This window comes from Pyramidobacter sp. YE332 (genome assembly GCF_033060595.1).
In the GTDB taxonomy this organism is placed as follows: domain Bacteria; phylum Synergistota; class Synergistia; order Synergistales; family Dethiosulfovibrionaceae; genus Pyramidobacter.
Map to the genome: position 1 here is coordinate 178,363 of NZ_CP133038.1, position 22,999 is coordinate 201,361.

Genomic DNA, 22,999 nt, shown 5'->3' on the forward strand with positions numbered 1-22,999 from the left:
TTTTCAAAAACACTTGTGGAGACAGGTTTTGTGAAACATGTCATTTTTCTCCGTTTATTGTGAAAGGGAGTGAGACTATGGCGAAGGATCGGGCATTCGGCCCAAGGGCAGTCGGTTCCGTGATCGCCCATAACCTGCCGTCGGCTTTTCAGGTCGCTTTTAAGCTGGCCGACATGGAACGCCAGTGGCTCACGATCGTTGGCCCGCAGCTCTTCGCTTCGACCCGTCCGGACCGCCTCGAACGCGGCGAACTGATCGTCGCCTGCGAGTCGCCGGCCGCGGCGCAGATGATTAAATTGAGCGCCGGCACGCTGTTGCGCCGCGTGAAAAAGTTGACCGGCCTCGAACTGCCGGGCGTCCGCGCCGTCGTGTCGCGCCTTGAGCGCCCTCGCAAAAGGGCGTCCGCGCCGCCGCGCCGGCTTCAGGTTTCGCCGGAAATGGTCGAGGAGGCCTTGAACCGGGTAAAAGCGACCGTCAAGGATCCCGATACGGCATTGTCTCTGGCCCGTGTGGAGGCTGCGGCGCGGGCGCGCTGGGGCGATGGGCGCAAGAACGAAGTTTGAATTCTGATATTTTTGATTCATGCTCTCTCAAAGTGCCGCAAGGTTCGATCTTTGTAATGAAGAAATGATATGGGGCGTTTCGTGCGGTAAAACTTCTCGCTTATCCACAAACGGAGGTGCATAATTTGTGAATAACTTGCACGCGGAAATGCGCCTCTCGAAGCGCATGGCCCAACTTGGCCTTTGTTCCCGGCGCGAAGCCGACGAATATATTTCGCGCGGATTCGTCAGAGTCAACGGAGTTCCCGCCGTGCTCGGGCAGAAAGTGACGGAGCGCGATCGTATCGAAATGGACCGCGCCGCCGAACGGAATCAGAGCCGCCGCGTCACGGTCCTGCTGCACAAGCCGTTGGGATATGTTTCCGGCCAGGCCGAAGACGGCTACCGTCCCGCCCGCGTGCTGATCCGCTCGGAAAACCGCTGGAGCCGCGATTCGTCGCCGCGGCGTTTCGACTTCCGTCAGCTGCAGAACCTCGTTCCGGCCGGGCGGCTCGACGTCAATTCCACTGGATTGCTTGTGCTCACTCAGGACGGGCGCGTGGCGCGGCGCCTCATCGGCGAAGACAGCTTTGTGGAAAAGGAATATCTCGTGCGCGTGGCCGGAAGCCTGAGCGAACGCGGCCTGGCGCTGCTCAACCACGGCCTCAGACTCGACGGCGAAGAGCTTTTGCCGGCGCAGGTACGGTGGCAGAACGACGATCAGCTGCGCTTCGTCCTCCATCAGGGAAAAAAGCGCCAGATCCGCCGCATGTGCGCCCTTGTCGGCCTCGAAGTGCTGGCGCTCAAACGCGTGCGCGTCGGTTCGGTGCGCTTGGGAGCGCTGCCGTCAGGCCAGTGGCGCTATCTGCTTCCCGAAGAGGCTTTTTAGGGGAGAGCAAACTGTTAGTCTTGACAAATTTTATCGGAATAACTTATATTGAACGGGTTCCGGGGGGAACAGGCAGAGATTTTCGCGGAAAATCCGCACGTTGAATTTGAAGGGGGACTTTTACCATGGAAAACATCAAGGGCACTCAGACCGAAAAGAATCTTCAGGCCGCCTTCGCCGGCGAATCGCAGGCGCGCAACAAGTACACCTATTACGCCAGCAAAGCCAAAAAAGAAGGCTACGAGCAGATCGCCAGGATCTTCGAAGAGACCGCGGGCAACGAGAAAGAGCACGCCAAGATCTGGTTCAAGCTGCTTCACGAGGGCGACGTCCCCACTACGGCGGTGAATCTCGAGGACGCCGCGGCCGGCGAGAACTACGAATGGACCGACATGTACGCCGGTTTCGCTAAAACCGCCCACGAAGAGGGCTTCACCCGCATCGCCAAGCTTTTCGAGATGGTCGGCGCCATCGAGAAGGAACACGAAGAGCGTTACCGCAAGCTTCTTGCCAACGTCGAGAACGGTCTGGTCTTCTCCCGCGACGGCGACATGGTCTGGCAGTGCGCCAACTGCGGTCACATCGTCGTCGGCAAGAAAGCGCCGCAGGTGTGTCCCGTCTGCGCTCATCCGCAGGCGTATTTCCAGATCAAGGCGAACAATTATTAAAATCTGCGAATACAAAAAAGCGGCTCATTCCCGTAAAGGAATGGGTCGTTTTTTTACGCGCTTCAACTGGGTTTTACGAGAACGAATACGGCGGTATAATAAAATTCCCGTGTCATATTCAGCGAAGAAAAGGAGCGGGTTTTCATGACGGGTCTGACGGTCGCCGGGATCGTTTTGGTTCTGGCGCTGATCATCGGCGTCGGGCTGTACTCGGGAAGAAGGGTGAGGAACGCCAAAGACTTTCTCACCGGAGGCGGCAAGGCAGGTCCGGGGCTGGTCTGCGGCGCGCTGATGGGCAGCCTGGTCAGCAGCCAGTCGACGCTGGGTTCTGTGCAGCTGGCCTTCCATTACGGCCTGGCGGCCTGGTGGTTCACGCTCGGTTCCGGCCTCGGCTGCCTGCTGATGGCGCTGGGATACGCGAAGGCGCTGCGGAACAGCGGCTGCGTCACGGAACTGCAGATTATCTCGGGTGAATACGGCGGCACGGTGGAGAGCGTCGGTTCCGTGCTGAGCGCGACGGGGATCTTCATCACCGTGCTGTCGCAGGTGATGGGCTGCATCGGTCTGTTCACGCTGATGTTCCCGTCCATGTCGGTGACAACGGCGGCGATGCTGGCGGTGCTGGTTATGTGCTGTTACGTGATTTTCGGCGGCGCTTGGGGAGCCGGCATGGGCGGGGTGGTCAAGGTGACGCTGCTCTATCTCTCGCTGATGGGGGATGGTGCTGATCCTTCGTTTCGAAGGCGGGCTCGGCGGCTTGACGGCGTCGCTGGAGCGGCTTCTGGGGGGACGCCGCTGGGTTTGGTGCAGCAGGCGGCGAACAACGTGCCGAATTTGACGGGCGCGGCTGATATTTCCCGTCGTTTCATGAATTTGACGGCGCGCGGAACGATGAAGGACCTCGGTTCCTGTGTGTCGCTGCTGCTCGGGGTGCTCTCCACGCAGACGTACGCTCAGGCGGTATGGAGCGGCCGCACCGACTCGGACGCCCGCAAGGGCGTGTTGCTGAGCGCCTTTTTGATCCCGCCGCTGGGTATCGCCGGCGTGCTGATGGGGTTGTCCATGCGCGCCCATTATCTGACGGCGGCCGAAGCGGCGGCGCTGGCCGCCGTCGGGCAGGCCGTGCCCGACCTGCCGGTGCTGGCCAGCACGCTGCACGTGATGCCGGCCTTTGCGATGGATCATCTGCCGCCGATTCTGGCCGGCGTGGTGCTCGGAACGCTGCTGATCACGGTGATCGGCGGCGGCGCCGGGCTGTCGCTGGGGATGGCGACGATCCTCGTCAAGGACATTTACAAACGCTTCTGGCCGCGTTTGTGCACGCCCGCGGGGGAACTGCTGGCCACGCGTTTGACGATCGCCGTTGTGCTGATCGTGGCGGCGGTGCTGTCGATCGTCATTCCCAATAAGACGCTGAACGATTTCGGTTTTCTCTCCATGGCGCTGCGCGGCGCCGTGGTCTTCGCGCCGATGACCTGCGCGCTGGCGCTCAAGGGACGCATCCGTTCCGGGTTCATCCTCGCGGCGATCGTTTTCGCTCCTGCAGCGGTGGCGGCGGGGCATTTTTTCGAACTGCCCGGCGATCCGCTGTTGACGGGCATGGGAGTCTCGGTCGGCGGCTGTCTGCTGGGGCTGCTGTTCCCGCCGCACAAGCGATAAAGAGAGGTCCCCGAAAGCAGCGAGTTTCCCCTGGTTCTGCGCACGGGGAACCCGCCGTTTTTTTTGCGGGGCGTCTTTCTGGAATTCTACGATTCTTTCGCTTATACTTATGAAGTCGTGAGTTTCCGGTATCGTCAAAAATTCAGCCGATTTGGGGAACGACAAAAGAGGTGAGATTCTTTGCTTGGATATTTTCGCCGCCACCGCGCGGTGGCCTCGCTCTTTCAGGGCGCGCTGCTGGCGGCGCTGATGACGCTGTTTCTGGCCTGGCCTCTGTACCGCTCCTGGATTTCGGCGAATTTCCTGACCTTCGTGATGTCGGAACGTCTGCGGACGACGCAGCTGTTTATCGAGTTTGCCGGCAGTTGGGCGCTGTGGTCGGCGATCTTGTACTGGCGCGGCGGCGCCGGCGCGAAGATCTACGCGTTCTTTCTGTTTTTCGAGTTTGCGCCGGCCTTTCTCTGCCACGCGCCCAGCGGGCTGTACGAATATGCCTGCCTGTGCCTTTTTCCGGCCTGCTGGACGCTGCTGGCGTGTATGCTTTCGCAGCGATTCGCGGGCGCGAAGCGCCTGTTCGGAGCGCTGCTGACGGCGCTGCTGGCGGCTGGCGTCGCGCAGTACATCGTCTATTTCGTCTATATCGTACGCTATGGGCGGCGGCTGGGTTCCAACACGCTGATGACCGTTCTCGGCACAAATCTTGTCGAAGCGAGATCTTTTCTGTTGGATCAATTCGGTTTGCTGCCGACGGCGGCCAGTCTGGGGCTGTTCGTGCTGCTGGCGGCGGTGCTGCGCTCGCTGATCCGGCGCTGTCGTCCCGTGAAAAGCTTGTGGTGCGCCGCCGCGACGCTCTGCTTTTGCGTGGCGTTGGCCCTGTCCTGCCGCGCGAAGGCGACCAGTTACAGCAATCTTTTTTTTGACTTTCAAAAAGGCTATCGTCAGTATCAAACGGCGCTCGACAGTTTGGAAAAAGCCCGTTCCGACCCGCAGCGCCGCATCGAGGACCTGAAGATCTCCAGAACGGGACGCGGCGAAGTCTGCGTGGTCGTCGTCGGCGAGTCGGCCAGCCCCAGGCACATGCAGCGCTGGGGCTACCGGCGCCCCACCACGCCCTGGCTCTGTTCCAGCGACGCGGCGGTCCAGGAAGCGCTGATCGTGCTGGAGCGCGCCTATTCCTGCATGGTTCACACCGAATCGGCCGTGACGCTGGCGCTGAGCCAGTTCAGCAATTACGACCCGCGCGTGCTGCTGCATTTCGACCATCGCGACAGCTCTTTCATGTTCACCGGCATCATGAAAGCCTTTTCGCTGCTTGAGATCCTTGCCGGCGCCGGCGTCAGGACGCACTGGTTCAGCAACCAGGAGAAGATCGGCGCGTACAACAATCTAGTCAGCGCGCTGTCGCGCGACGCCGGAGAACAGGAGTTCATCGAAGACCTGCCGCTGCTCGACCGCAAAAACGGCCATCAGGACGAAGAGCTTCTGCCGCTGCTGCGCCGGGCGCTGCAGCGCGCCAAAGACGGCGAGAGCCACGCGATCTTCCTGCACCTGCGCGGCAGCCACTGGAGCTACCGCAACAGCGCGCCCGAAAACTGGCCGTGGCTGCCCCGCGTCAAGGGCAGCAAACTCCTTTCGCGCGAGCTGCGCGAGCGCATCGACGCGTACGACCGCAGCCTCACCTATACGGACGACCTGCTGCGGCAAATCACTGAAATCCTCGCCCAATCGAAGTTTGCCGTCAGCAGCATGGTCTATTTTTCCGACCACGGCGAGGACGTGACCGGCGTCGGTCACAACTTCGACGCCTTCAAACCCGTCATGGCCGAGATCCCCGTGGTGCTGTGGCTTTCGCCTGAATATCGCCGCCGTTACGCGGCGACGACGGCGCAGCTGCGCGCGAATTCCGGCCGCATCTTCACCAGCGACCTGATCTGCCCGCTGGTGCTGGGGCTGATGCACGTCCAGCACGCCAACGCCGTGCCGGAGCGTCAGCTCACCTCGGAGAAATACGCCGTCAACGAACAGAACGCCCGCTTCTGGGAAGGCCGCCTGCTCAGATCGCTCGTGCCGGATCTTTAGTTTTTTGACGCCTGCTTCGGAATTTCTTTGCTCTGCATGGAATATCGGGCGAAAAAATTTGAACGCCGCTTTTGATGAAAATGTCGCATCGTTCCCTGCGTGCAGGTCTGCCTGTAACGAAAACGAGCCGCAAGACAAACGGACAGCCGCTTCCTCGAATAAGAGGAAAAGGCTGTCCTTTTGCGTTCGATCGTTTTTGGCCTAACGGCGCGGTTTGAGCGAGTCGCGGTAGATTTTGGCGACCACTTCGCTTGTGGCGGCGACAGGGGCGAGGTCGAGCAGGCCGCCCAGCGACGGCGTCTCGCGCGTGAGGCGCACGAGCTTGTCCACGTCGGCTTCGGTGTAGCCCATGTCGGCCAGCTTCTCCGTGACGCCCATCTTGAAGATCCACTGCTCCACGGCGTCGGCGGCCGCGGCGGCGTTGGCCGGGTCGGCGGTGATGCTGCCGGGCAGCATCGGGCGCAGCACGTCGATCAGCGTCTCCGCGGCGGCCGGCCAGCAGGCCTCGACGACGGAGGGCAGGATCATCGCCAGTCCCAGGCCGTGAGTGAGCGCAGGCTTGATGGCCGAGAGCGGGTGCTCCAGCCCGTGGGTGAGGTGCAGCATGCCGTTGTCGAACGAGACGCCCGCGATCATCGAGGCGTAAAGCAGGAAGTAGCGGGCTTCGAGGTCGTTCGGGTTGGCGACGGCGCGGGGCAGGTACGTATCCACGAGACGCACCGTCTCCTCCGCCAGCAGGATCGTGTAGGGCGAGGCGAACAGCTTTGTGGTCGCGGCTTCGACGACGTGATTGACGGCATCGATGGAGACGTAGCGCGTCTGGTTGGCTCCCAGCCCCGTCATCAGCGCCGGATCGTCGATGGCGTAAGTGGGATAGATGCAGTCGTAGGCAATGGCGGGCTTGAAGTCCTTTTCGAGGATCGAGGCCACGGCGAAACGGTCCACCTCGGTGCCCGTGCCGTGGGTCAGGTTGACGGCCACGATCGGCTTGGCTTTGTCGGGCGTGAAGCGGTATTCGTACAGGTCGCGGGCGTTTTTGTCGGCGTATTCCAGCAGGATGGCCGCGCTCTTGGCCGTGTCGATGGGGCTGCCGCCGCCGATACCGAATACCGCCGTGGCGCCGATGCCCCTGCCGAGCGCGACCGCTTCGTCGATGCCGTCCACGGTCGGATTGGGCGTGACCTTGTCGTAGAGGACGTAGTTGATCTTGTGCGCGGCAAACGCCTTGACCACGTGGTCCCACGCGCCGGTGGCCTTGTAGGAACCGTGCCCGGTGACCACGAGCACGTTCTTGACGCCCTTGTCGGCCAGCGCCTTGCAGATGTCGTCCACCCTGGCGATCGCGCCGACGCCCAGATAGCACGTCGTCCGCGAGATGATCGTCTTCACTTCGTTGATGTTGATGTTCTTTTCCCACATGACATTTTCCCCCTTATTAATGTGATAAAATTCACATATTTTGTGACTAAAATCACAATACATCGCGAACGAGAATTTGTCAACAGGAAATATGGCGAAGTTTTGTTTTCCCGATGCATTTCCCGCGGCGAAGGCGCGAAAAAAAAGAGGCTATCTCGATTTGGTGAACACCAATAAGGAAGTATCAAAATCATACTAACTTAACGGCTGACAAACAGGGTTGCTAAAAGAACCGGCGTGTTATTTCGCAATGAAATGGCACACCGGTTCCTTTTCTTTTTAGTCTGCTCAAAGAATTTATTTTAAAACACAACCACTCGAAATTTGGCGGATTTACGACTCGAGTATAAAGGTGTAAAATAATAGTGACTATAACTTTGATTTTCTGCAAAAAGGAGATGGTAATATTGCTAAGAATTGACAAAGCTATTTTGGACACAAGTGGCGTGATTTGTGACAACATTGCACGTTTTGGCGCAACCGAGCGGGGTCTTTTGAGTCAAAACATACTGGGTCATATTCGCAATTTTGTAGAATATGTAGCTATCAAGGCATTTTCTAATGGCGCTGATGTTAATCCTAATGATTATAATCTCAATGTTGCCGCCCTAAAAGATATGCAACGTCATGGAAATTTGCGTTTTTTATATAGATTTCATGAGCTACTCCAGAAGTCTGTGTCGCACTACACTGTAGACAAAGATGGCTCCGAGCGGCTTATGCTCAAATATTATGAACATCTACTTAAAACAAAACTCTATCTTAAACAGGCATACAATCTTGACGTGCTAGAGAATATAGAAGATTTTCCTTTGGACACTGATACCGAACTATCCGATTATTACACGAAAATCGCAGAGAGAATTGAGACACCAAGCAGATTTAGTTATGCTGTAACATACAACGATCGCTATTATGTTCAGAAAATTAAACCTTTCTTTATAAATCAAAGAATATACTATGAGGTTACATTTACTGCAGCAACGGCTAATACCAGTAAGTTTGATCGAGTAATTGCTTTTACTAGTCACGAAATCATGGACAACTATGCTATAAAGTTTTCAATTCATAATGATACAATTCATATTCTGGACAAGGATATGTCTATCCTAATAATAGATGAGTATGAAGTATCTATTCGCCCGTGTGAATGGGATAACCTTTCTGAAATCTTTGGGCCACGCGTGGAACATAGCACCAACTCTATTGAATATAGAGAGCTGATGAGATTTCTCTCAACTGTTAAAATGCCTCTGACAGAGCTTGTAAGTAGCGACCAAGATTATTACAATTTTATAAAAAGTCATATCACTTCACAAGCTAAGTCGATCAAAATATATGAACTTCTAGATCAGTGTCGAGAAGTGATTGTGAACGGCAAAGCTGGCTCAAACGTATTGCGTTATTTGTTATATAAAATGAATAATCGTGTTATCAAATGGCAGTACTGGAATAAGCAGTGCGGAGGCTTATCAAATCTTTATCTAAATTATGGTTGTATGCCTTTTGATCGTATGCCTTATTGCACTTCTCTTCGTCAGCATAACCCGAGAATATATGATCTATTTAACTCAATTCCCGTTTCTGGCCATGAGCACGAACTATTTGCTCGATATATTAAGAATAATACAGAGATAGAAGGAAAACTATTCACTCCTAAAACCGAGATTGAAAGGTTTGAGAACATCGATGATTTGATTAGGCAATATAATGCAGCCCTTTACTATAAGCATACCGGACGTAGACTAGAAGAATACAAAGGCCATATTTATATTAAAGAATATGCTGAGGATAGTGCTGAAATAATTAAAAAACTGCAACAACTCTCTTCTTCTGGTGTTACTCAATATATGGCATCTATTGACTCATGGCTCTCTCGAGAGTCATACAGTATTGATGACGATGGCAAAAAACATGCACTTCGCCAAATGTTTGAAAAATCACATGTTGCATTAGTTTATGGTTCTGCTGGGACAGGCAAATCTACCCTAATTAATCATATAGCTAATTTTTGGGGAGAAAAGGATAAGCTCTTTTTGGCGAACACTCATCCCGCTGTGGATAATATGAGGAGAAAAGTAACTGCGGGTAACAGCGAATATAATACCATTGCCAAGTTTTTATCAAAGAGAAATCTCAATACCGAGTGTGATATACTATTTATCGATGAGTGTAGCACCGTAAGCAACAACGACATGAGACAAGTACTTGAAAAGGCCAACTTCAAGCTCCTAGTCTTAGTAGGTGATGTGTATCAGATAGAATCAATTTACTTTGGAAATTGGTTTAGCATTGCGCGAAAGTTTGTACCTGCAACTTCTGTGTTTGAATTAACGTATCCCTACAGAACCACTAATCAAGATTTGCTAACCGTGTGGGATCGCGTACGCAAACTTGATGATGCGATTTTAGAACCATTAGTGAAAAACGGCTACGTCGCTAGACTTGATGAATCCATTTTTGAACATAGCAATGATGATGAAATTATTCTCTGTTTAAATTACGATGGACTCTATGGAATTAATAATATTAACCGCTTTTTACAGAACAGCAATCCCAACGAAGGAATTGTATGGGGAATCAACACATATAAGATTGGCGATCCCGTCCTGTTTAATGAATCAAATATTTTTTCCCCATTGATTCATAACAACACAAAAGGTAGAATTGCTGGGATTCATCCAGAAAAACAACAAATCTGGTTTGATATTGAGCTTGAGGAATCAATAAACGAGATAGATGCGTGGGACTACGACTTTGAACTCATTGGAGAGTCTGAATCTGGAAATTCTATTATCTCATTCAGCGTTAATAAGTTTCGAAGTACTGACGAAGACGATGACAATAATAACTCTACAGTTGTACCATTTCAAGTAGCGTATGCTGTATCTATTCACAAGGCTCAAGGTTTAGAGTACGACTCTGTAAAAATCGTTATCACAAATGAAGTAGAAGAACGCATCACCCATAATATCTTTTATACGGCAATCACCCGCGCAAAGAATAAATTGAAAATATATTGGAGCCCAGAGACAGAGAAATCTGTCCTTGAGCATCTTGAAGTTAAAAACTCGAATAAAGATGCTCATTTGTTAGCGCAACTATTTTCAATCGCAATGACTAATTAAAAATTTAGCTACCAGTAACGCACAGCAAGTTTCTACGCGTTTCAAACTGCATTTACAGGGAGAAGAGTGGTATGATGCTTTCAGCAGTCCAAATAAGCCGAAAAACCTAGTAGTATCGGGCTATTTTACCTGCTAAATGCGTAGGCACAAACGTCATAATAGCAGCGGGCGCAAGCGGATTTCTGCTTACACCCGCTTGGTTACCATACAGCAAAGACGGAGGAAGCCTTCAAGGGCGCGGAGTGTTCATCTCGACCCTTGACGGCTTCCTTTGACTTTGCTATTTCTTGACTACAATGGCTTGCGCCAATTTCGCCTGTAAGCGGTGCTTCATATACTCGTCGATGCCGACATACGGCAAACCGTCTTTGTCATAGAGTGTTCGCGTGCAAATCTTGTTGATATAGCGGTCGTAATACAGCAAAATACGCTCCAATGCCAACGGGCTACCGGCGCGGGCCGCTTCGATCACGTCCATGGGCAAAAGCACTCTGCCGTTAAAAGTTGGTTGTTTCATATTAGTTCTTCACTCCTTTGGATTTCAAATTTCTTCGCAGTTCGTTCAGTGTCTTTGTTCTATGCCGCTGGACGGCGCTGCGGGACATTCCCACAAGACCGCCGATCTCACCGTCTGCCAGCTCCAACACACAATACAGGATCAAAATTCTTTGCTCCTGTTCCGGCAGGCTTGCAAAGGCATCAGCCACCAGCTCGTCCCGGATATGCAGAGCGTAGCCGTATGCCGTGAACAGGATGCTGTCACTTGGGTATTTGTCCACCGTGCAGAGCTTGTCCATTTCATGTTGGGACAAGGCGCTGAACTCGGTTTCCCGGTTCCGCTGGCAAGCCAAATCCCGCAGGTGGTTTCTGGCCTCGTTGCGGAGGACAGTTTTGCAGAAAGCGTCAAACCGGCAGCGTTTTCCATAATCATTAGGGATATATTTCATCTTCTCACCCCCGATCTGCGGGAGAGTGAAAAGTTAGAGTTGGTGCCACCACCCCTTGTGTCTATGTTGATACGGCAGTTTCGGCCCGCACCGAAAGACCGCAATAACAGATCCGTAAAAGTAAATGTAATATGTCGGTAACTTACATCGTATAGTACATCTTTTAACCCAAACCGCTCCCACGCTGAGAACAGGCTTTTTTTGAGAAGCTATGGGGTTGGAAAACAGACTGTATCAGCATGGTGGTTTCCTCCGTAAGCCGTCGATTCTGCATAGAGTAAACAAAGCAAAAGCGGCAGTCTTGATTTCTCAAAACCACCGCTGGGATATGAAATAGAGCGCACAAAATCAACCTGCCCAACAACGGTTTTTTTCTTCCCCCGTCGGGCGGGGCAAATTGTATCATGTATTAAGGAACAGAAAAAGCCGATAACTACAAGAAGAAATACTCTTGCAAGTTATCGGCTCTGCGTCTTAGCGTCTGGCTCTTGGATGATGGATAGATTCAGTTGTCTTACCGCTATCAAGGTTTCATGTTTGCATTTCGGGCAATACAGTGGGAAGTTTTCTAGCACTGTATCATCGCGGATTTTCAATCGCGTTTTGCTGTCGCAAAAGGGACATAAAATCCATTCTATTTTCATGTTATCTTCCTCTGTGCTTGGCTTTCTTCTTTTCCTGCCGTATGGCAAACTGGCGGTCTTTCTCCGCCTCTTTCTGCTCACGGCTCTTGGTTTTCCGTTCCAGCTTACATTGCTCATGCTGGAATTTCAACGCCTGCTGCGCCTTTGTTCCAATGCCTTTATCCTGCAGTTGGCTTTGAATTTCGCGCTGCATACGTTTGGGATTGATTTTTCGCTCTATGGCTATCTCGGTCTGGATTGGAGGACTGAATTTCAGCTTGTGCCAATTCTTCAACAGAAACTCATAGACCTCATAATCTTTGGGTTCTGAGCCAAAAGTGATTTTGCATACCTCGTACTTACCGTTATCCGTTCTTTCGTATAGACCGATCCAAAACGGAGCCTCGAACAGGATGGTCAAACTGCTTTGGGGGCCTGTACTCATTCTTCTAAGAACTGCCCTTCAAAGTGATCCAGCCATTCCAAAAGAGTGCGATAGAGAAGCTGCTGCTGCTCAAAAATCGTTCTCCCAACCAAGGGAATGTCTGTAAATTCCCGCGCATAGCCCTCGTTCGATTCAGCCGAGGACTGTATGCTCTGGCGCAACACCGAAACCAGCTCCAACGCTTCGGCCTTGTCCATCTTATTCAGATTGGTAATGACCACATTGAAATCGAATAACAGGGGTACCGTGCTAGCGGCGCAAGAGGCCATCAGCTCCTTGAAATACGCTCTGCCCTGATCAGTAATAGAATAAATGGCCTTATCCGCAAACTTATCGCCCTTGACAATATCGCTTTGGAGATACCCCTTCTCGCTCAACTGGAGTACTTTTCGATAAATAGAAGGCACGCTTATTTTCGTCCAGCGAGAAAAATGGTGGTACTCCACATCCTTTTGAATGTCATAGGCGCTTTGCGGTTTCTCCAATACAATACCAAGTATGACTCAATCGATTGACGACATAATGATACCTCTTTATACGCCCGTCTGTCCCAAGAGGACGCGCTGGACGGCGAGAGAAATAGCATAGCCAATCAAAAGAAAATCCTTTTGAAGTACGCAACCGACAACGGTTTCCCAAATCCCACGTTTTTCATCGACGACGGCGTTTCCGGGGTGACGTTTGACCGTCCGAGATGGAATGAGATGATCCGGCTGGTCGAAGCAGGAAAGGTTAAAACCGTCATTGTCAAGGATATGTCCCGCATGGGTCGCGACTATCTAAAAGTGGGCTACTATACCGAGAGCTTCTTTGCTGAGCGTGATATTCGGTATATCGCTATCAATGACGGCGTGGACAGCGACAAAGGGGACAATGATTTCACCCCTTTCCGTAACCTGTTCAACGACTTCTACGCCCGCGATACCAGCAAGAAGATTCGGGCTGTTATGCGAGCCAAAGGAAACGCCGGGGAACACCTCTGCACCAATCCGCCCTATGGGTATCAGAAAGACCCGATCGATAAAAAGAAATGGATTGTGGACGAGGAAGCCGCCGAGATCGTGAAGCGGATCTTCGTCCTGTGCATTGCGGGGAAAGGCCCCATGCAGATTGCTAAGTTGTTGACCGCCCAACACGTCCTGACCGTCAAGGCCCACTACGCCCAGCGGGACGGAAAGCCGCTGCCGGAGAAGCCTTACAAGTGGAGCCCGAAGTCTGTTGCTGGGATATTGGAGCGGCCAGAGTACACCGGCTGCACGGTGAACTTCAAGACCTATTCCAAGTCCCACAAGCTGAAAAAGCGACTGCACAATGCCCCAGAGAACCAGCGGATTTTCCCCAATACCCAGCCCGCCATTATCGAAGAACAAGTCTTTGCACGGGTACAGGAGTTGCGGGGGAACAAGCGCCGTCCGGCCAAGCAAGCCGAACGGCAAGGGCTGTTTTCTAGGCTGCTGTACTGCGCCGACTGTGGAAGCAAACTGCATTTTGCCACAGGCAAAAACATGACACCGCAGCAAGACTGCTATCGGTGTTCCCGGTATAAGAGTCATGCACTTTATCCGGGAAGAAACGTTGAAGCTGTTCGTGTTGCAGCGGATTTTCGATGTGACGGCGCTGTTCTTTGACGATGCCATGGCATTTGAGGAAGCGGCGAGAAAGCAGCGTTTCCAAGAAGCGGAGAAGGAGGCCAAGAAGCGCAGGCGTGAAATCGCCCAAGCGGAAAAGCGCATTGCCGAACTTGACCGGATTTTCAAGCGCATCTATGAGGACGACATCAGCATCAGCGGTACGGTCAGCCATGAACGGTTCTTGAAACTCTCTGCCGACTATGAAGCAGAGCAAAAAGAACTAACAGAACAGGTCAAGACATGGCGGCAAGCGGTAGAAACCTTTGAACAAGATCAAGCCGATTTCGCTAGCTTTGCAGCCATTGTGCGGAAGTATGTAGGCATCCGAGACCTTACGCCCACCATCGTCAATGAGTTTGTAAAAAAGATTATCGTCCATGCGCCGGATAAGTCCAGCGGCCACCGCAGGCAGAAGATTGAACTGGTCTGGAACTTTATCGGAGAAGTCAACCTGCCGGGTGACGATCAGACTGTGGAACTGCAAAGAAAAGGCAGGACGGCATGACTTTTCAGCCATACCGTCCTGCGACAATTTAATTACTTCCTTATGGGCCGACACCTTTGACTTTTGAGACGGCCTCTTTTTGAAAGCACTTCAGAGCAACGGTCGAGAGAGTTCTGAGCAACTGAACTCCTTCGCAGCGCCCAGCAAACTCTGGTGATACTTTCTATCAAGAATCAGTCTCATACTGTTGAGATACTGTCTCTTGACCAAAATATTGACACTGGTTTTCAATTTGGAACATCATTGAAGGTATCGTACCTCGCGCAGTCGCGCCAGTCGTGCCGCAAAAAACATGCGACACGCGATTTCATGCAGCTTTTGATGCTATACCAGCTGCCGTCTCAAACGTTCCTTTTCGGCCGCTTCGTCGTCGGCGGGGTACCAGACGGGGGCGGCGAGGCGGACGGCGCACTTTTCGCCCTGGCTGAAGGAGACGCGGTGCGGCGTCTGCACTTTCAGCGTTTGATTGCCGACGGGGATCAGGTACTCGGTGCGGTCGGTGAGGAAGATGCGCTTTTCCACGTGGGTCTGATAGCCGTCGTTGCCGCCGCTCAGCTCGATGGCGTTGGGGCGCGTGGCAACGACCATGCGTCCGGCGGCGTCCGCGGGGACGGGGAGGCCGAGCGGATGGTCGAGGTCGCCTTCGGCGTAAGCCTGGCCGTCTTTGACGACGACGTTGAGGAAGGTGCTCTCGCCGAGGAAGCTGTGCACGAAGCGGTTGACGGGATTGGTGTAGAGGTTTTCGGGCGTGTCGATCTGCATGATCCTGCCCATGTCGCAGACCATCATGCGGTCGGAGATGGCCATGGCTTCCGACTGGTCGTGGGTGACGAAGATGATCGTGAAGTTGAACTTGCGCTGCAGCTCCTTGATCTCGAAACGCATGGACTCACGCAGTTTGGGGTCGAGGTTCGACAGCGGCTCGTCGAGCAGCATCACTTTGGGGCGGGTGACGATGGCGCGGGCCAGGGCGATGCGCTGCTGCTGGCCGCCGGAGAGGTCGGACGGATAGGAGTTCTCCAGACCGGTCAGGCTGGTGTGCGCCAAGGCGTCGGCGACTTTGCGGTCGACGTCCGTCCGGTTCATCTTCTGGATGCGCAGCGGGAAGGCAACGTTCTCGAAGACGTTCATGTGCGGCCAGACGGCGAAGGCCTGGAAGACCATGCCGAGGCCGCGCTCTTCGGGCGGCACGTAGAGGTTCTTGCTCTTCACCGAGACGGGGCGGCCGCAGAGTTCGATCTCGCCCTCGCTGAGGTCTTCGAAACCGGCGATCATGCGCAGCGTCGTCGATTTGCCGCAGCCGGACGGCCCGAGGAACGAGAAGCACTCGCCCTCGCGGACGCTGAAGGTGAAATCGTCCACGGCGACGATGTCGCCGAGCGTTTTGGTGGCGAAGCGTTTGGTGACGCCGCGCAGTACGACCTGATCCATAGGCCTAGACCCCCTTCCGGTCGCGGGTAAGATAGGTGACGACGGCGTTGCAGACGATGATCAGCAGGATCGCCACCGAGCCGAGCGCGGCCGCCTGCGGCATCATGCCGGCGTCGCGCAGCGAATAGATCTGCACGCCCAGCGTGCGCGTGTAAGGGCCGTAGAGCAGCACCGAGGTGGTGACTTCGCGCATGGCGGGCAAAAAGATCAGGAAGAACCCGGCCACCATGGCGGGGCGGATCAGCGGCAGCGTCACGTCCTTGAGGCTCTCGGTGTGCGAGGCGCCGCACGCGCGCGCCGCTTCCTCGAGCGAGGGATGGACCTGCAGCAGCGCCGCCGAGGAACTCTTCATCGAGAAGGACAGATAGCGCGCCAGATAGGCGACGAGGATGATCCAGATCGTGTTGTACAAGCTGATGCCGCCGAGGCTGCCCGACCAGGCGAGGATGACGCCGACGGCCAGCACCGTGCCGGGGATCGAATACGGCAGCACCGAAAGCACCTCGAGGACGCCGCGCCCGCGCGGGCGGATCTTCTGCACCACGTAGGCGATCAGCGTGCCCAGGAACATGCAGACAACGCCGGCCGTGGACGAGGCGAACAGCGAGTTCTTGATCGAGGCGAAGGTTCCCGAGGCCGAAAAAACTTTAACGTAGTTGTTGAGCGTGAAGTTCTTGGGAATTAGCGGCAGGCCGTAGGCCTTGACCAGGCCGACCAGGAAGATCATCACCAGCGGCACGACGACGATCATGACCAGCGTCGCGACGGCGAGGATCAGCAGCGGGATCCTGGAGCCGCGCAGCTTGATCAGCGTCGGGCGCATCGACTTGCCCTTGATGATGTCGTAACTGCCGGCGCTGAGCACCTTTTTCTGCACGATCAGGGCGGCGGACACGACGACCACCAGCAGGATCGACAGCGCCGCGCCCTGGCGGATGCCTTCGAAACTGCCTTCGGCGCGCTGGATCGTGTCGAAGATCTGCGTCGGCAGCGTGAATATCCCCTGCGAGAAGCCGAGGATCGACGGCACGCCGAAATGCGCCAGCGACGAGATCAGGATCAGCAGCGCTCCGGCGGAGATGGCCGGCAGCACCAGCGGCAGCGTGATCTTGCGGATCACGGTCATCTGCCGCGCGCCGGCGATGCGGGCGCATTCCTCCAGCGTCGGATCCATGCGCTCGAGCGCGCTGACCACCTGCATGAAGACGAACGGGAAATAATAGGAAATTTCCACGAAGACGATGCCCCACACCGAGTTGATGTTGAACGGCGCGCCGGCGAGGCCGAACGCGCGCACCAGCCAGCGGTTCAGGTAGCCCGAACGGCCGTTGAGCAGCAAGTCCCAGGCCATGGCCCCCAAAAACGGCGGGAACATGTAGGGGATGCTGAACAGCGCGCGCATCAGCCCCTTGGCGGGAATGTCGCTGCGCCCCAGCAGCCAGGCGTAGAACACGCCCATGACCGTGCCGAACAGCGTCACCCAGAAGGCGATCTTGACCGTATTCCACATCGAACCGAGCGTCTTCGGGTCGAGCAGCTGGCTTGCGAACAGCGAAGGGTCGAAGCGCCCCTGATAGAAAAAGGCGTGGTACACGATCATGAAGATGGGGATGACGACGATCACCAGCAGCAGCGCGAAGCTGAGCAGCGTCATCGCCCCGTCGAGGCTGAAGCGGCGGCCGTCGAGCGCCGCCAGATCTCTGTTTCTGCGCAGGCCGAGTCTCATGCCGACGCCTCCTTTTTCGCTTCGTAGTAACGGGGATTGAGCAGACGCAGCCCCACTTCGTCCCCCGCCTTTGCGACGCCGTGCCGAACCGCGTCGAGCGTGCTCTGTTGCACGCGCAGTTCGCGCGCGCCCAGCGCGACGCGGTAATCGTACTCGCTGCCGAGGAACGTGCGCCGCTCCACGCGGGCGCGCAGCGGCGAGGCGGCGTCGAAAACGACGTCGTTGGGACGCACCCCCAGATCGACGCCGCGGCTTGGATCGAGCCCCGCGGGAAGCTCCCCTTCCCACGGCGCGACGCCCGCGCCGGTGTCCAGTCCCAGGCCGCCGCCCAGCGCGACGACGGGAATGAAGTTCGACACGCCGATGAACTCGAACGCGAAACGGTTGGCCGGGCGCAGGATGATGTCCTCGTCCGTGCCGACCTGGCACAGCGAGCCGTCCTGCTGCATGACGGCCATCCTGTCGCAGAGCTGCAGCGCCGACTGCTGATCGTGGGTGATGTAAAGGATCGTCGTGCCCAGATTGCGCTGGATCTCGCGGATCTCGATCAGCATCTGCTCGCGCAGCTTGGCGTCGAGGTTGGTGATCGGCTCGTCCATGACGATCAGGCCGCCGTCGCACACCAGCGCGCGGGCGATGGCGACGCGCTGCTGCTGGCCGCCCGAAAGCTGGCTGGGCAGGTGGGCGGCGTATTCCGTCATGTTGACCTGCGAGAGGGCGTGCGTGGCCCGTTTTTCCGCCTCGTCTCTGGGGACGCGGCGTTTCCTGAGCGGATAAAGCACGTTTTCCTTCACGGTCATGTGCGGCCACACGGCGTAATCCTGAAAGACGATGCCGATGTTGCGCCGTTCCACGGGAACGTTGATCCGCTTTTCGGCGCTGAAGAGGCACTCGTCCCCCACGTAGATCTCTCCCGTCCGCGGCTTGTTCAGCCCCAGAAGGCAGCGGGCCAGCGTGGTCTTGCCGCAGCCCGAGGGGCCGACGAGGCAGAGGATCTGTCCGTCTTCCACTTCGAGGCTGAAATTTTTGAAGATGTCGCGCTCGCCGTAACGGAAGGAGACGTTTCTGAAGATGACTTTGCCCATAAAACTCCTCCTGGTTGAAAGATTGTACAAAAATGGGGGCAACTGACGCTGCCCCCATGGATCGTTTTTTCGTTTGGAACGGAGCGGCGTTTAGCGGAAGATCTTGTCGAACGCCGCGGCGTTCTCCTTCTGCTTGGCGACCACTTCGGCCATGTCGCTGTCCATGGCCTTGGCGGCGATGGCGGCCACGTCGGCGCTCTGCTCCACGTCGCTGCGCACGGAGAGCAGATTGTTGGCGACGAGGATCTCCTGCCCTTCCTTGGAAAGGATGAAATCGTAGAGCAGCTTGCCGTTGGCTTCGTTCTTGCAGTCCTTGACCAGTCCGATGGGGCTGAAGATGGAAACCGTGTCCTCGGGATAGACGAAGGCGATCGGCGAGCCTTCCTTGATCAGGTTGGCGGTGACGTAGTCGAGGCACACGCCCAGCTTGTAGGCGCCGGCCGCGACCTGATTGTGCGTGGCGGTGGTGCCGCTTTCGAAGTAGCACTTGTTGGCCTTGAGCTTTTCCATGAACGGCGCGCCGTACTTGGCGTTGGCCATGATCGCGTTGCGCCAGTACTTGGTGGTGCCGGCGGTGTTGGGGTCGGTCATCACGACCTGGTCGTTCCACTTTGGGTCGCAGAGGTCGTTCCACGTCTTGGGCGCGTCGGCGGCTTCGACGTTGAGCGTGTTGTAGGCGATGCCCATGTTCATCATGCGCGCGCCGGTGTAATAGCCCTCGGCGTCGATGAACGCCTTGTCGATCTTTTCCGCTTCGGGCGAACTGTACTTCTGCAGGATGCCCTGCGCCTTGAACGACACGTAGTTGGTCGGGTCGCCGACCCAGATGATGTCGGCGTCGACGCGGCCGGCCTGAGCTTCGGTGGCGATCTTGGTCATGACCTTGCCGGTGCCGGCGAAGTAATACTCCATGGTGACGCCGGGATACTTCTTTTCGAAGCCCTGTTTGATGGCGATCAGCTGGTCTTCCTGCATCGAGGAGTAGAGCATGACCGTTCCGGAAGGCTCGGCGGCGGCGCAGGCCGCGAAGGCCAGGCTGAACGCGAACGCAGCGATGTACTTTTTCATGATGACGTTTTCCTCCTTGGGATCGTTTTTGGCGAATTGCCGGAACGCGGCGGGCGGGCTCCGGCGAATGGCTCGATTATAGCATATCGGAGCGATTTTAAAACAAAAAATTGCGGCTCCGTTCGTTCGCGTAAAGCGTCGAAATTTCGTCGGTCATCCCGTTTCGGAAAAACTTTTTGTCCGAAACGGCCCCGTCAGACGGGAAAATCATGCTGATCCTTGATGTTTGCCGGGCGTTGCGAGGAAATTCAGTCGCTCGCAGTCCCTCGTGTGCGGATTTTTGATTGAGAAAGAGTATCAATTGATTTCCGTCCATGGGTGACGTTGAAAAATATCGTTGTTCAGTTATAATCATTATGCAGACTGTAAATTTCGGGAGGCCACCATGAAGTTCGTGCTGGGAATCGACATCGGCTCCACCGCCGTCAAGGGGGTCCTGTACGCCGGCGAGGCGCTGCAGTGGGGGCTCGCGCCGACGGGCTGGAGCCCGCGCGACGCGGGCGAGGCCATGATCGCGGAGCTGCTGCGGCGGCGCGAACTGAGCGAAGGGGATCTGGCCGCGCTGATCTCGACGGGGTACGGCCGCCGCGCGCTGACGGCCGCCACGAAGCAGGTCACGGAGATCACCTGCCACGCCCGCGGCGCGCACGAGCTGTGCCCGCAGGCGCGCACGGTGCTCGACATCGGCGGGCAGGACAGCAAGGTGATCCTGCTCGACGAGCGGGGCGGCGTGGTGGATTTCGCGATGAACGACAAGTGCGCCGCGGGAACGGGGCGCTTTTTTCAGGTGCTCAGCCACGCGCTGGACTACGACGTCGAGAGCTTCGGCGCCGTTCCGGCCGACGGGCCGGTGGAGCCGCTGTCGAGCATGTGCACCGTCTTCGCCGAGAGCGAAGTGATCGGCAACCTGGCCCGCGGCGTGCCGCGCGAAAACATCGTGCGCGGTCTGCTGAAGAGCATCGCCTCGCGGTCGGCGGGGATGCTCGCCAAAGTGGGGATGAAGCCGCCGCTGTTTTTCTCCGGCGGCCTGTCGCGCAGCCCGTCGCTGCGGACGTTTTTGGAAAAGGAGCTGGACTGCCCCGTGCAGGTCCACGAAAAATCGCAATTCGCCGGCGCGCTCGGCGCCGCGCTGATTGGCTGGGGGGCCATCGAATGAGAACGATCGAAGAGATTGTCGAGGGGATGAGGGAGCACGCCAAGGACGGTCCGGTGCTCATCAAGGAACTGAGCGAAAAGGGCGTGCCCATCGTCGGCACCTACTGCACGTTCGTGCCGTGGGAGATCATCCACGCCGCCGGCGCCGTGTCGGCGACGCTGTGTTCGCGCAGCCAGAAGCCCATCGCCGCCGCCGAGGAGCGCCTGCCGCGCAACCTCTGCCCGCTGATCAAGGCCAGTTACGGCCACGCCATGACCGACACCTGCCCGTACTTCCACTTCTGCGGCCTGGTCGTCGCCGAGACGACCTGCGACGGCAAGAAGAAGATGTTCGAACTGCTCAACGACATCAGGCCGGTCTACACGATCCAGCTGCCGCAACGCGGCGACCGTCCCGAAGACCTGGAGATCATGAAGAAGGAGTTCCGGCTCTTCGTGGAAGAGATGGAGCGTTTCACCGGCCACAAGATCGCCGACGACGATTTGCGCGCCGCCATCCGCCTGCGCAACCGCGAGCGCACGGCCCTGCGTGGGCTGTGGTCGCTGGCCGAGCTGGAGAATCCGCCGCTGACCGGACACGAAATGTGGGAATTCGGCGAGTACATGAGCTTCCATTTCGACAAGGAAGCCGCCGTCGCCTGGCTCGAACGGCAGGTCGCCGACCTGCGCGCCGCCGTCGCCGCGGGCGAAGACCGCGGCCTCGGCAAAAAGCCGCGCGTGATGGTTACCGGCTGCCCGATCAGCGGCGCCACCAAGGTGATCGACGCCGTCGAGGCGGCCGGCGGACTGGTGGCCTGCTACGAGAACTGCGGCGGCGAGAAAGAACTTCGCTACCTCGTCGACGAAGACAAGGATCCGCTCGAGGCGCTGGCCGAAAAGTACCTCGGCATCGGCTGTTCGATCATGAGCCCCAACGAGGCGCGTCTGAACGCGATCGGCTATCTGGCCGGCCTCTACCGCGTCGACGGCGTGCTCGACATGACGCTGACGTCGTGCCACACGTACGCCGTCGAAACGTACCGCGTGCGCGAGTTCGTGCACGGCCTCGGCAAAAGCTATCTGGCCGTGGAGACCGACTTCTCCGAGAACGACAAGGAACAGCTGGCCACGCGCATCGGCGCGTTCATCGAGATGCTCTGATACCGACGCTGGAAATGTGGCGGAGCGGAGAACCGTTTTTTTGCGGTCCTCCGCTCCGTTTTTTTGCGCGGCGTTGTGGTTTTCGCGCTTTCCGTATTATAATCAGCCCCGACAGGAGGGCTTTTCCCATGGAAAAAGTTCTTCGCCGGGGGCGCGTTTGGCGCGCTTTCTGCTGGCGCCCGTTCTCGCGCCGCTGCTTTTGGCGCCGGCGGTCTCGACAGCCGTCCGGGAATGCCGGACATCACGCTGCACGGTTCCGGTCGTGTGGCCGGTTCCGACCGGCGCCTCGGGCGGCATCAGCGCAGTTTGAACGGCTCGTTTCCCCTGCGCTGGGATATGTGATTTCGACTCAGCGTATTGAACCAGCCTGGCAACTGTATCGAGATGGAAATGTTCCTCGTGGAACATCGTTTTTTCAAAAACAGGGCCGTGCCGAAGCCTCCGCCCCGTGTGTCGCCCCGGCCTGTCGAGGCGGGGCTCAGCGGCGTGCGCCGAGCTCCGACAGCAGCCATTCTTTGAGCACGACCGCCTGGTTGCGGTCAGCGTCTTTGGCGCCGAACAGCAGCGTCACGTCCCCTTCCTTCAGGCGCTCGCGGCAAAGTTCCGCGAATGCCGCTGCGGCGGGGCTGCCCGCCAGTTCGGCCAGATAGTCGGCGCGGAACTTGGCGAAGCGCGCCGGATCGTGGGCGAACCACGTCCGCAGCGCCGCGCTGGGAGCGACCTCCTTGTTCCACAGATCGAGGGCGGCCTTTTCTTTGGAAAGACCGCGCGGCCACAGCCGGTCCACGAGCGCTCGGAAGCCGTCGTCCGCCTCCGCCGGAAGATACACCCGCTTTGTTTTCACCACGTGAAGCATCGC

The 22,999-nt window shown here is 56.5% G+C and carries 21 protein-coding genes; 10 read left to right on the plus strand and 11 right to left on the minus strand.

What is annotated here, in order from left to right:
* Positions 1 to 77 precede the first annotated feature (77 nt).
* The 5 genes from RAH42_RS00865 (at position 78) to RAH42_RS00885 (ending at position 5,837) form a co-directional block, all read left to right on the plus strand.
* On the plus strand, positions 78 to 563 hold the full coding sequence (locus RAH42_RS00865) for a DUF721 domain-containing protein (protein WP_078015216.1): 486 nt from the start codon (positions 78 to 80) through the stop codon (positions 561 to 563).
* Positions 564 to 690: 127 nt separating this feature from the next.
* Positions 691 to 1,431 (plus strand): pseudouridine synthase, encoded by a 741-nt coding sequence (locus RAH42_RS00870; RefSeq protein WP_240496085.1) that lies wholly within the window; start codon positions 691 to 693, stop codon positions 1,429 to 1,431.
* Between the two features lie 125 nt (positions 1,432 to 1,556).
* Positions 1,557 to 2,099 carry a rubrerythrin gene (rbr, locus tag RAH42_RS00875; protein ID WP_078015218.1) on the plus strand — a complete coding sequence of 181 codons (543 nt, stop codon included), beginning with the start codon at positions 1,557 to 1,559 and terminating at the stop codon, positions 2,097 to 2,099.
* A 144-nt stretch (positions 2,100 to 2,243) separates the two neighbouring features.
* Positions 2,244 to 3,758, plus strand: a complete 1,515-nt coding sequence (locus tag RAH42_RS00880) for a sodium:solute symporter family protein (protein ID WP_317539757.1) — start codon at positions 2,244 to 2,246, stop codon at positions 3,756 to 3,758.
* A gap of 180 nt (positions 3,759 to 3,938) precedes the next feature.
* The gene (locus RAH42_RS00885) at positions 3,939 to 5,837 is read left to right on the plus strand and encodes a phosphoethanolamine transferase (protein WP_078015220.1); all 1,899 of its coding nucleotides are present in this window, start codon (positions 3,939 to 3,941) and stop codon (positions 5,835 to 5,837) included.
* Between the two features lie 201 nt (positions 5,838 to 6,038).
* Here the strand turns inward: RAH42_RS00885 and RAH42_RS00890 are convergent, their stop codons facing one another.
* Complete coding sequence (locus RAH42_RS00890) at positions 6,039 to 7,256, minus strand: iron-containing alcohol dehydrogenase (RefSeq protein WP_078015221.1); 1,218 nt, start codon at positions 7,254 to 7,256, stop codon at positions 6,039 to 6,041.
* 407 nt (positions 7,257 to 7,663) lie between these two features.
* Here RAH42_RS00890 and RAH42_RS00895 point away from each other — a divergent pair, with 407 nt between their 5' ends.
* Positions 7,664 to 10,384, plus strand: a complete 2,721-nt coding sequence (locus RAH42_RS00895) for an ATP-dependent RecD-like DNA helicase (protein WP_078015311.1) — start codon at positions 7,664 to 7,666, stop codon at positions 10,382 to 10,384.
* A 280-nt stretch (positions 10,385 to 10,664) separates the two neighbouring features.
* On the opposite strand, the gene RAH42_RS00900 is transcribed toward RAH42_RS00895, so the two are convergent.
* The 5 genes from RAH42_RS00900 to RAH42_RS00920 all read right to left on the minus strand — a co-directional run bounded on the left by RAH42_RS00900 (position 10,665) and on the right by RAH42_RS00920 (position 12,899).
* Positions 10,665 to 10,901, minus strand: coding sequence for a helix-turn-helix domain-containing protein (locus tag RAH42_RS00900; RefSeq protein ID WP_078015222.1), 237 nt, complete (start codon positions 10,899 to 10,901; stop codon positions 10,665 to 10,667).
* 1 nt (position 10,902) lies between these two features.
* Positions 10,903 to 11,331 (minus strand): sigma-70 family RNA polymerase sigma factor, encoded by a 429-nt coding sequence (locus tag RAH42_RS00905; RefSeq protein ID WP_078015223.1) that lies wholly within the window; start codon positions 11,329 to 11,331, stop codon positions 10,903 to 10,905.
* Positions 11,332 to 11,789: 458 nt separating this feature from the next.
* Entirely contained in the window at positions 11,790 to 11,975 is a 186-nt protein-coding gene (locus RAH42_RS00910) for a cysteine-rich KTR domain-containing protein (RefSeq protein WP_078015224.1), read from the minus strand.
* Between the two features lies 1 nt (position 11,976).
* A complete protein-coding gene (locus RAH42_RS00915; RefSeq protein ID WP_078015225.1) occupies positions 11,977 to 12,399 on the minus strand; it encodes a YjdF family protein in 423 nt (140 codons plus the stop codon).
* Positions 12,396 to 12,899: a PadR family transcriptional regulator gene (locus RAH42_RS00920; RefSeq protein WP_317540233.1), complete on the minus strand. Its 504-nt coding sequence runs from the start codon at positions 12,897 to 12,899 to the stop codon at positions 12,396 to 12,398. The genes RAH42_RS00915 and RAH42_RS00920 overlap by 4 nt, the downstream gene beginning before the upstream one ends.
* 45 nt (positions 12,900 to 12,944) lie before the next feature.
* Between RAH42_RS00920 and RAH42_RS00925 the strand changes: the two genes are divergently transcribed.
* Together RAH42_RS00925 and RAH42_RS00930 are read left to right on the plus strand one after the other, a co-directional pair.
* On the plus strand, positions 12,945 to 14,027 hold the full coding sequence (locus RAH42_RS00925) for a recombinase family protein (protein ID WP_317540234.1): 1,083 nt from the start codon (positions 12,945 to 12,947) through the stop codon (positions 14,025 to 14,027).
* Positions 13,975 to 14,535 carry a DUF4368 domain-containing protein gene (locus RAH42_RS00930; RefSeq protein ID WP_205948241.1) on the plus strand — a complete coding sequence of 187 codons (561 nt, stop codon included), beginning with the start codon at positions 13,975 to 13,977 and terminating at the stop codon, positions 14,533 to 14,535. Before RAH42_RS00925 ends, RAH42_RS00930 begins: the two co-directional genes overlap by 53 nt.
* 324 nt (positions 14,536 to 14,859) lie before the next feature.
* Here RAH42_RS00930 and RAH42_RS00935 read toward each other — a convergent pair whose 3' ends face one another.
* The 4 genes from RAH42_RS00935 to RAH42_RS00950 form a co-directional block, all read right to left on the minus strand.
* The gene (locus RAH42_RS00935) at positions 14,860 to 15,966 is read right to left on the minus strand and encodes an ABC transporter ATP-binding protein (RefSeq protein WP_078015226.1); all 1,107 of its coding nucleotides are present in this window, start codon (positions 15,964 to 15,966) and stop codon (positions 14,860 to 14,862) included.
* A 4-nt stretch (positions 15,967 to 15,970) separates the two neighbouring features.
* The gene (locus tag RAH42_RS00940) at positions 15,971 to 17,692 is read right to left on the minus strand and encodes an iron ABC transporter permease (RefSeq protein WP_078015227.1); all 1,722 of its coding nucleotides are present in this window, start codon (positions 17,690 to 17,692) and stop codon (positions 15,971 to 15,973) included.
* Positions 17,689 to 18,777, minus strand: a complete 1,089-nt coding sequence (locus RAH42_RS00945; RefSeq protein ID WP_078015228.1) for an ABC transporter ATP-binding protein — start codon at positions 18,775 to 18,777, stop codon at positions 17,689 to 17,691. Before RAH42_RS00945 ends, RAH42_RS00940 begins: the two co-directional genes overlap by 4 nt.
* Positions 18,778 to 18,867: 90 nt before the next feature.
* Positions 18,868 to 19,845 carry an ABC transporter substrate-binding protein gene (locus RAH42_RS00950; protein ID WP_078015229.1) on the minus strand — a complete coding sequence of 326 codons (978 nt, stop codon included), beginning with the start codon at positions 19,843 to 19,845 and terminating at the stop codon, positions 18,868 to 18,870.
* A 385-nt stretch (positions 19,846 to 20,230) separates the two neighbouring features.
* Here RAH42_RS00950 and RAH42_RS00955 point away from each other — a divergent pair, with 385 nt between their 5' ends.
* The gene (locus RAH42_RS00955) at positions 20,231 to 21,001 is read left to right on the plus strand and encodes an acyl-CoA dehydratase activase (protein ID WP_078015230.1); all 771 of its coding nucleotides are present in this window, start codon (positions 20,231 to 20,233) and stop codon (positions 20,999 to 21,001) included.
* A complete protein-coding gene (locus RAH42_RS00960) occupies positions 20,998 to 22,140 on the plus strand; it encodes a double-cubane-cluster-containing anaerobic reductase (protein WP_078015231.1) in 1,143 nt (380 codons plus the stop codon). The genes RAH42_RS00955 and RAH42_RS00960 overlap by 4 nt, the downstream gene beginning before the upstream one ends.
* Positions 22,141 to 22,618: 478 nt before the next feature.
* Here RAH42_RS00960 and RAH42_RS00965 read toward each other — a convergent pair whose 3' ends face one another.
* Complete coding sequence (locus RAH42_RS00965; protein WP_078015233.1) at positions 22,619 to 22,996, minus strand: DUF488 family protein; 378 nt, start codon at positions 22,994 to 22,996, stop codon at positions 22,619 to 22,621.
* Between the last annotated feature and the right edge of the window lie 3 nt (positions 22,997 to 22,999).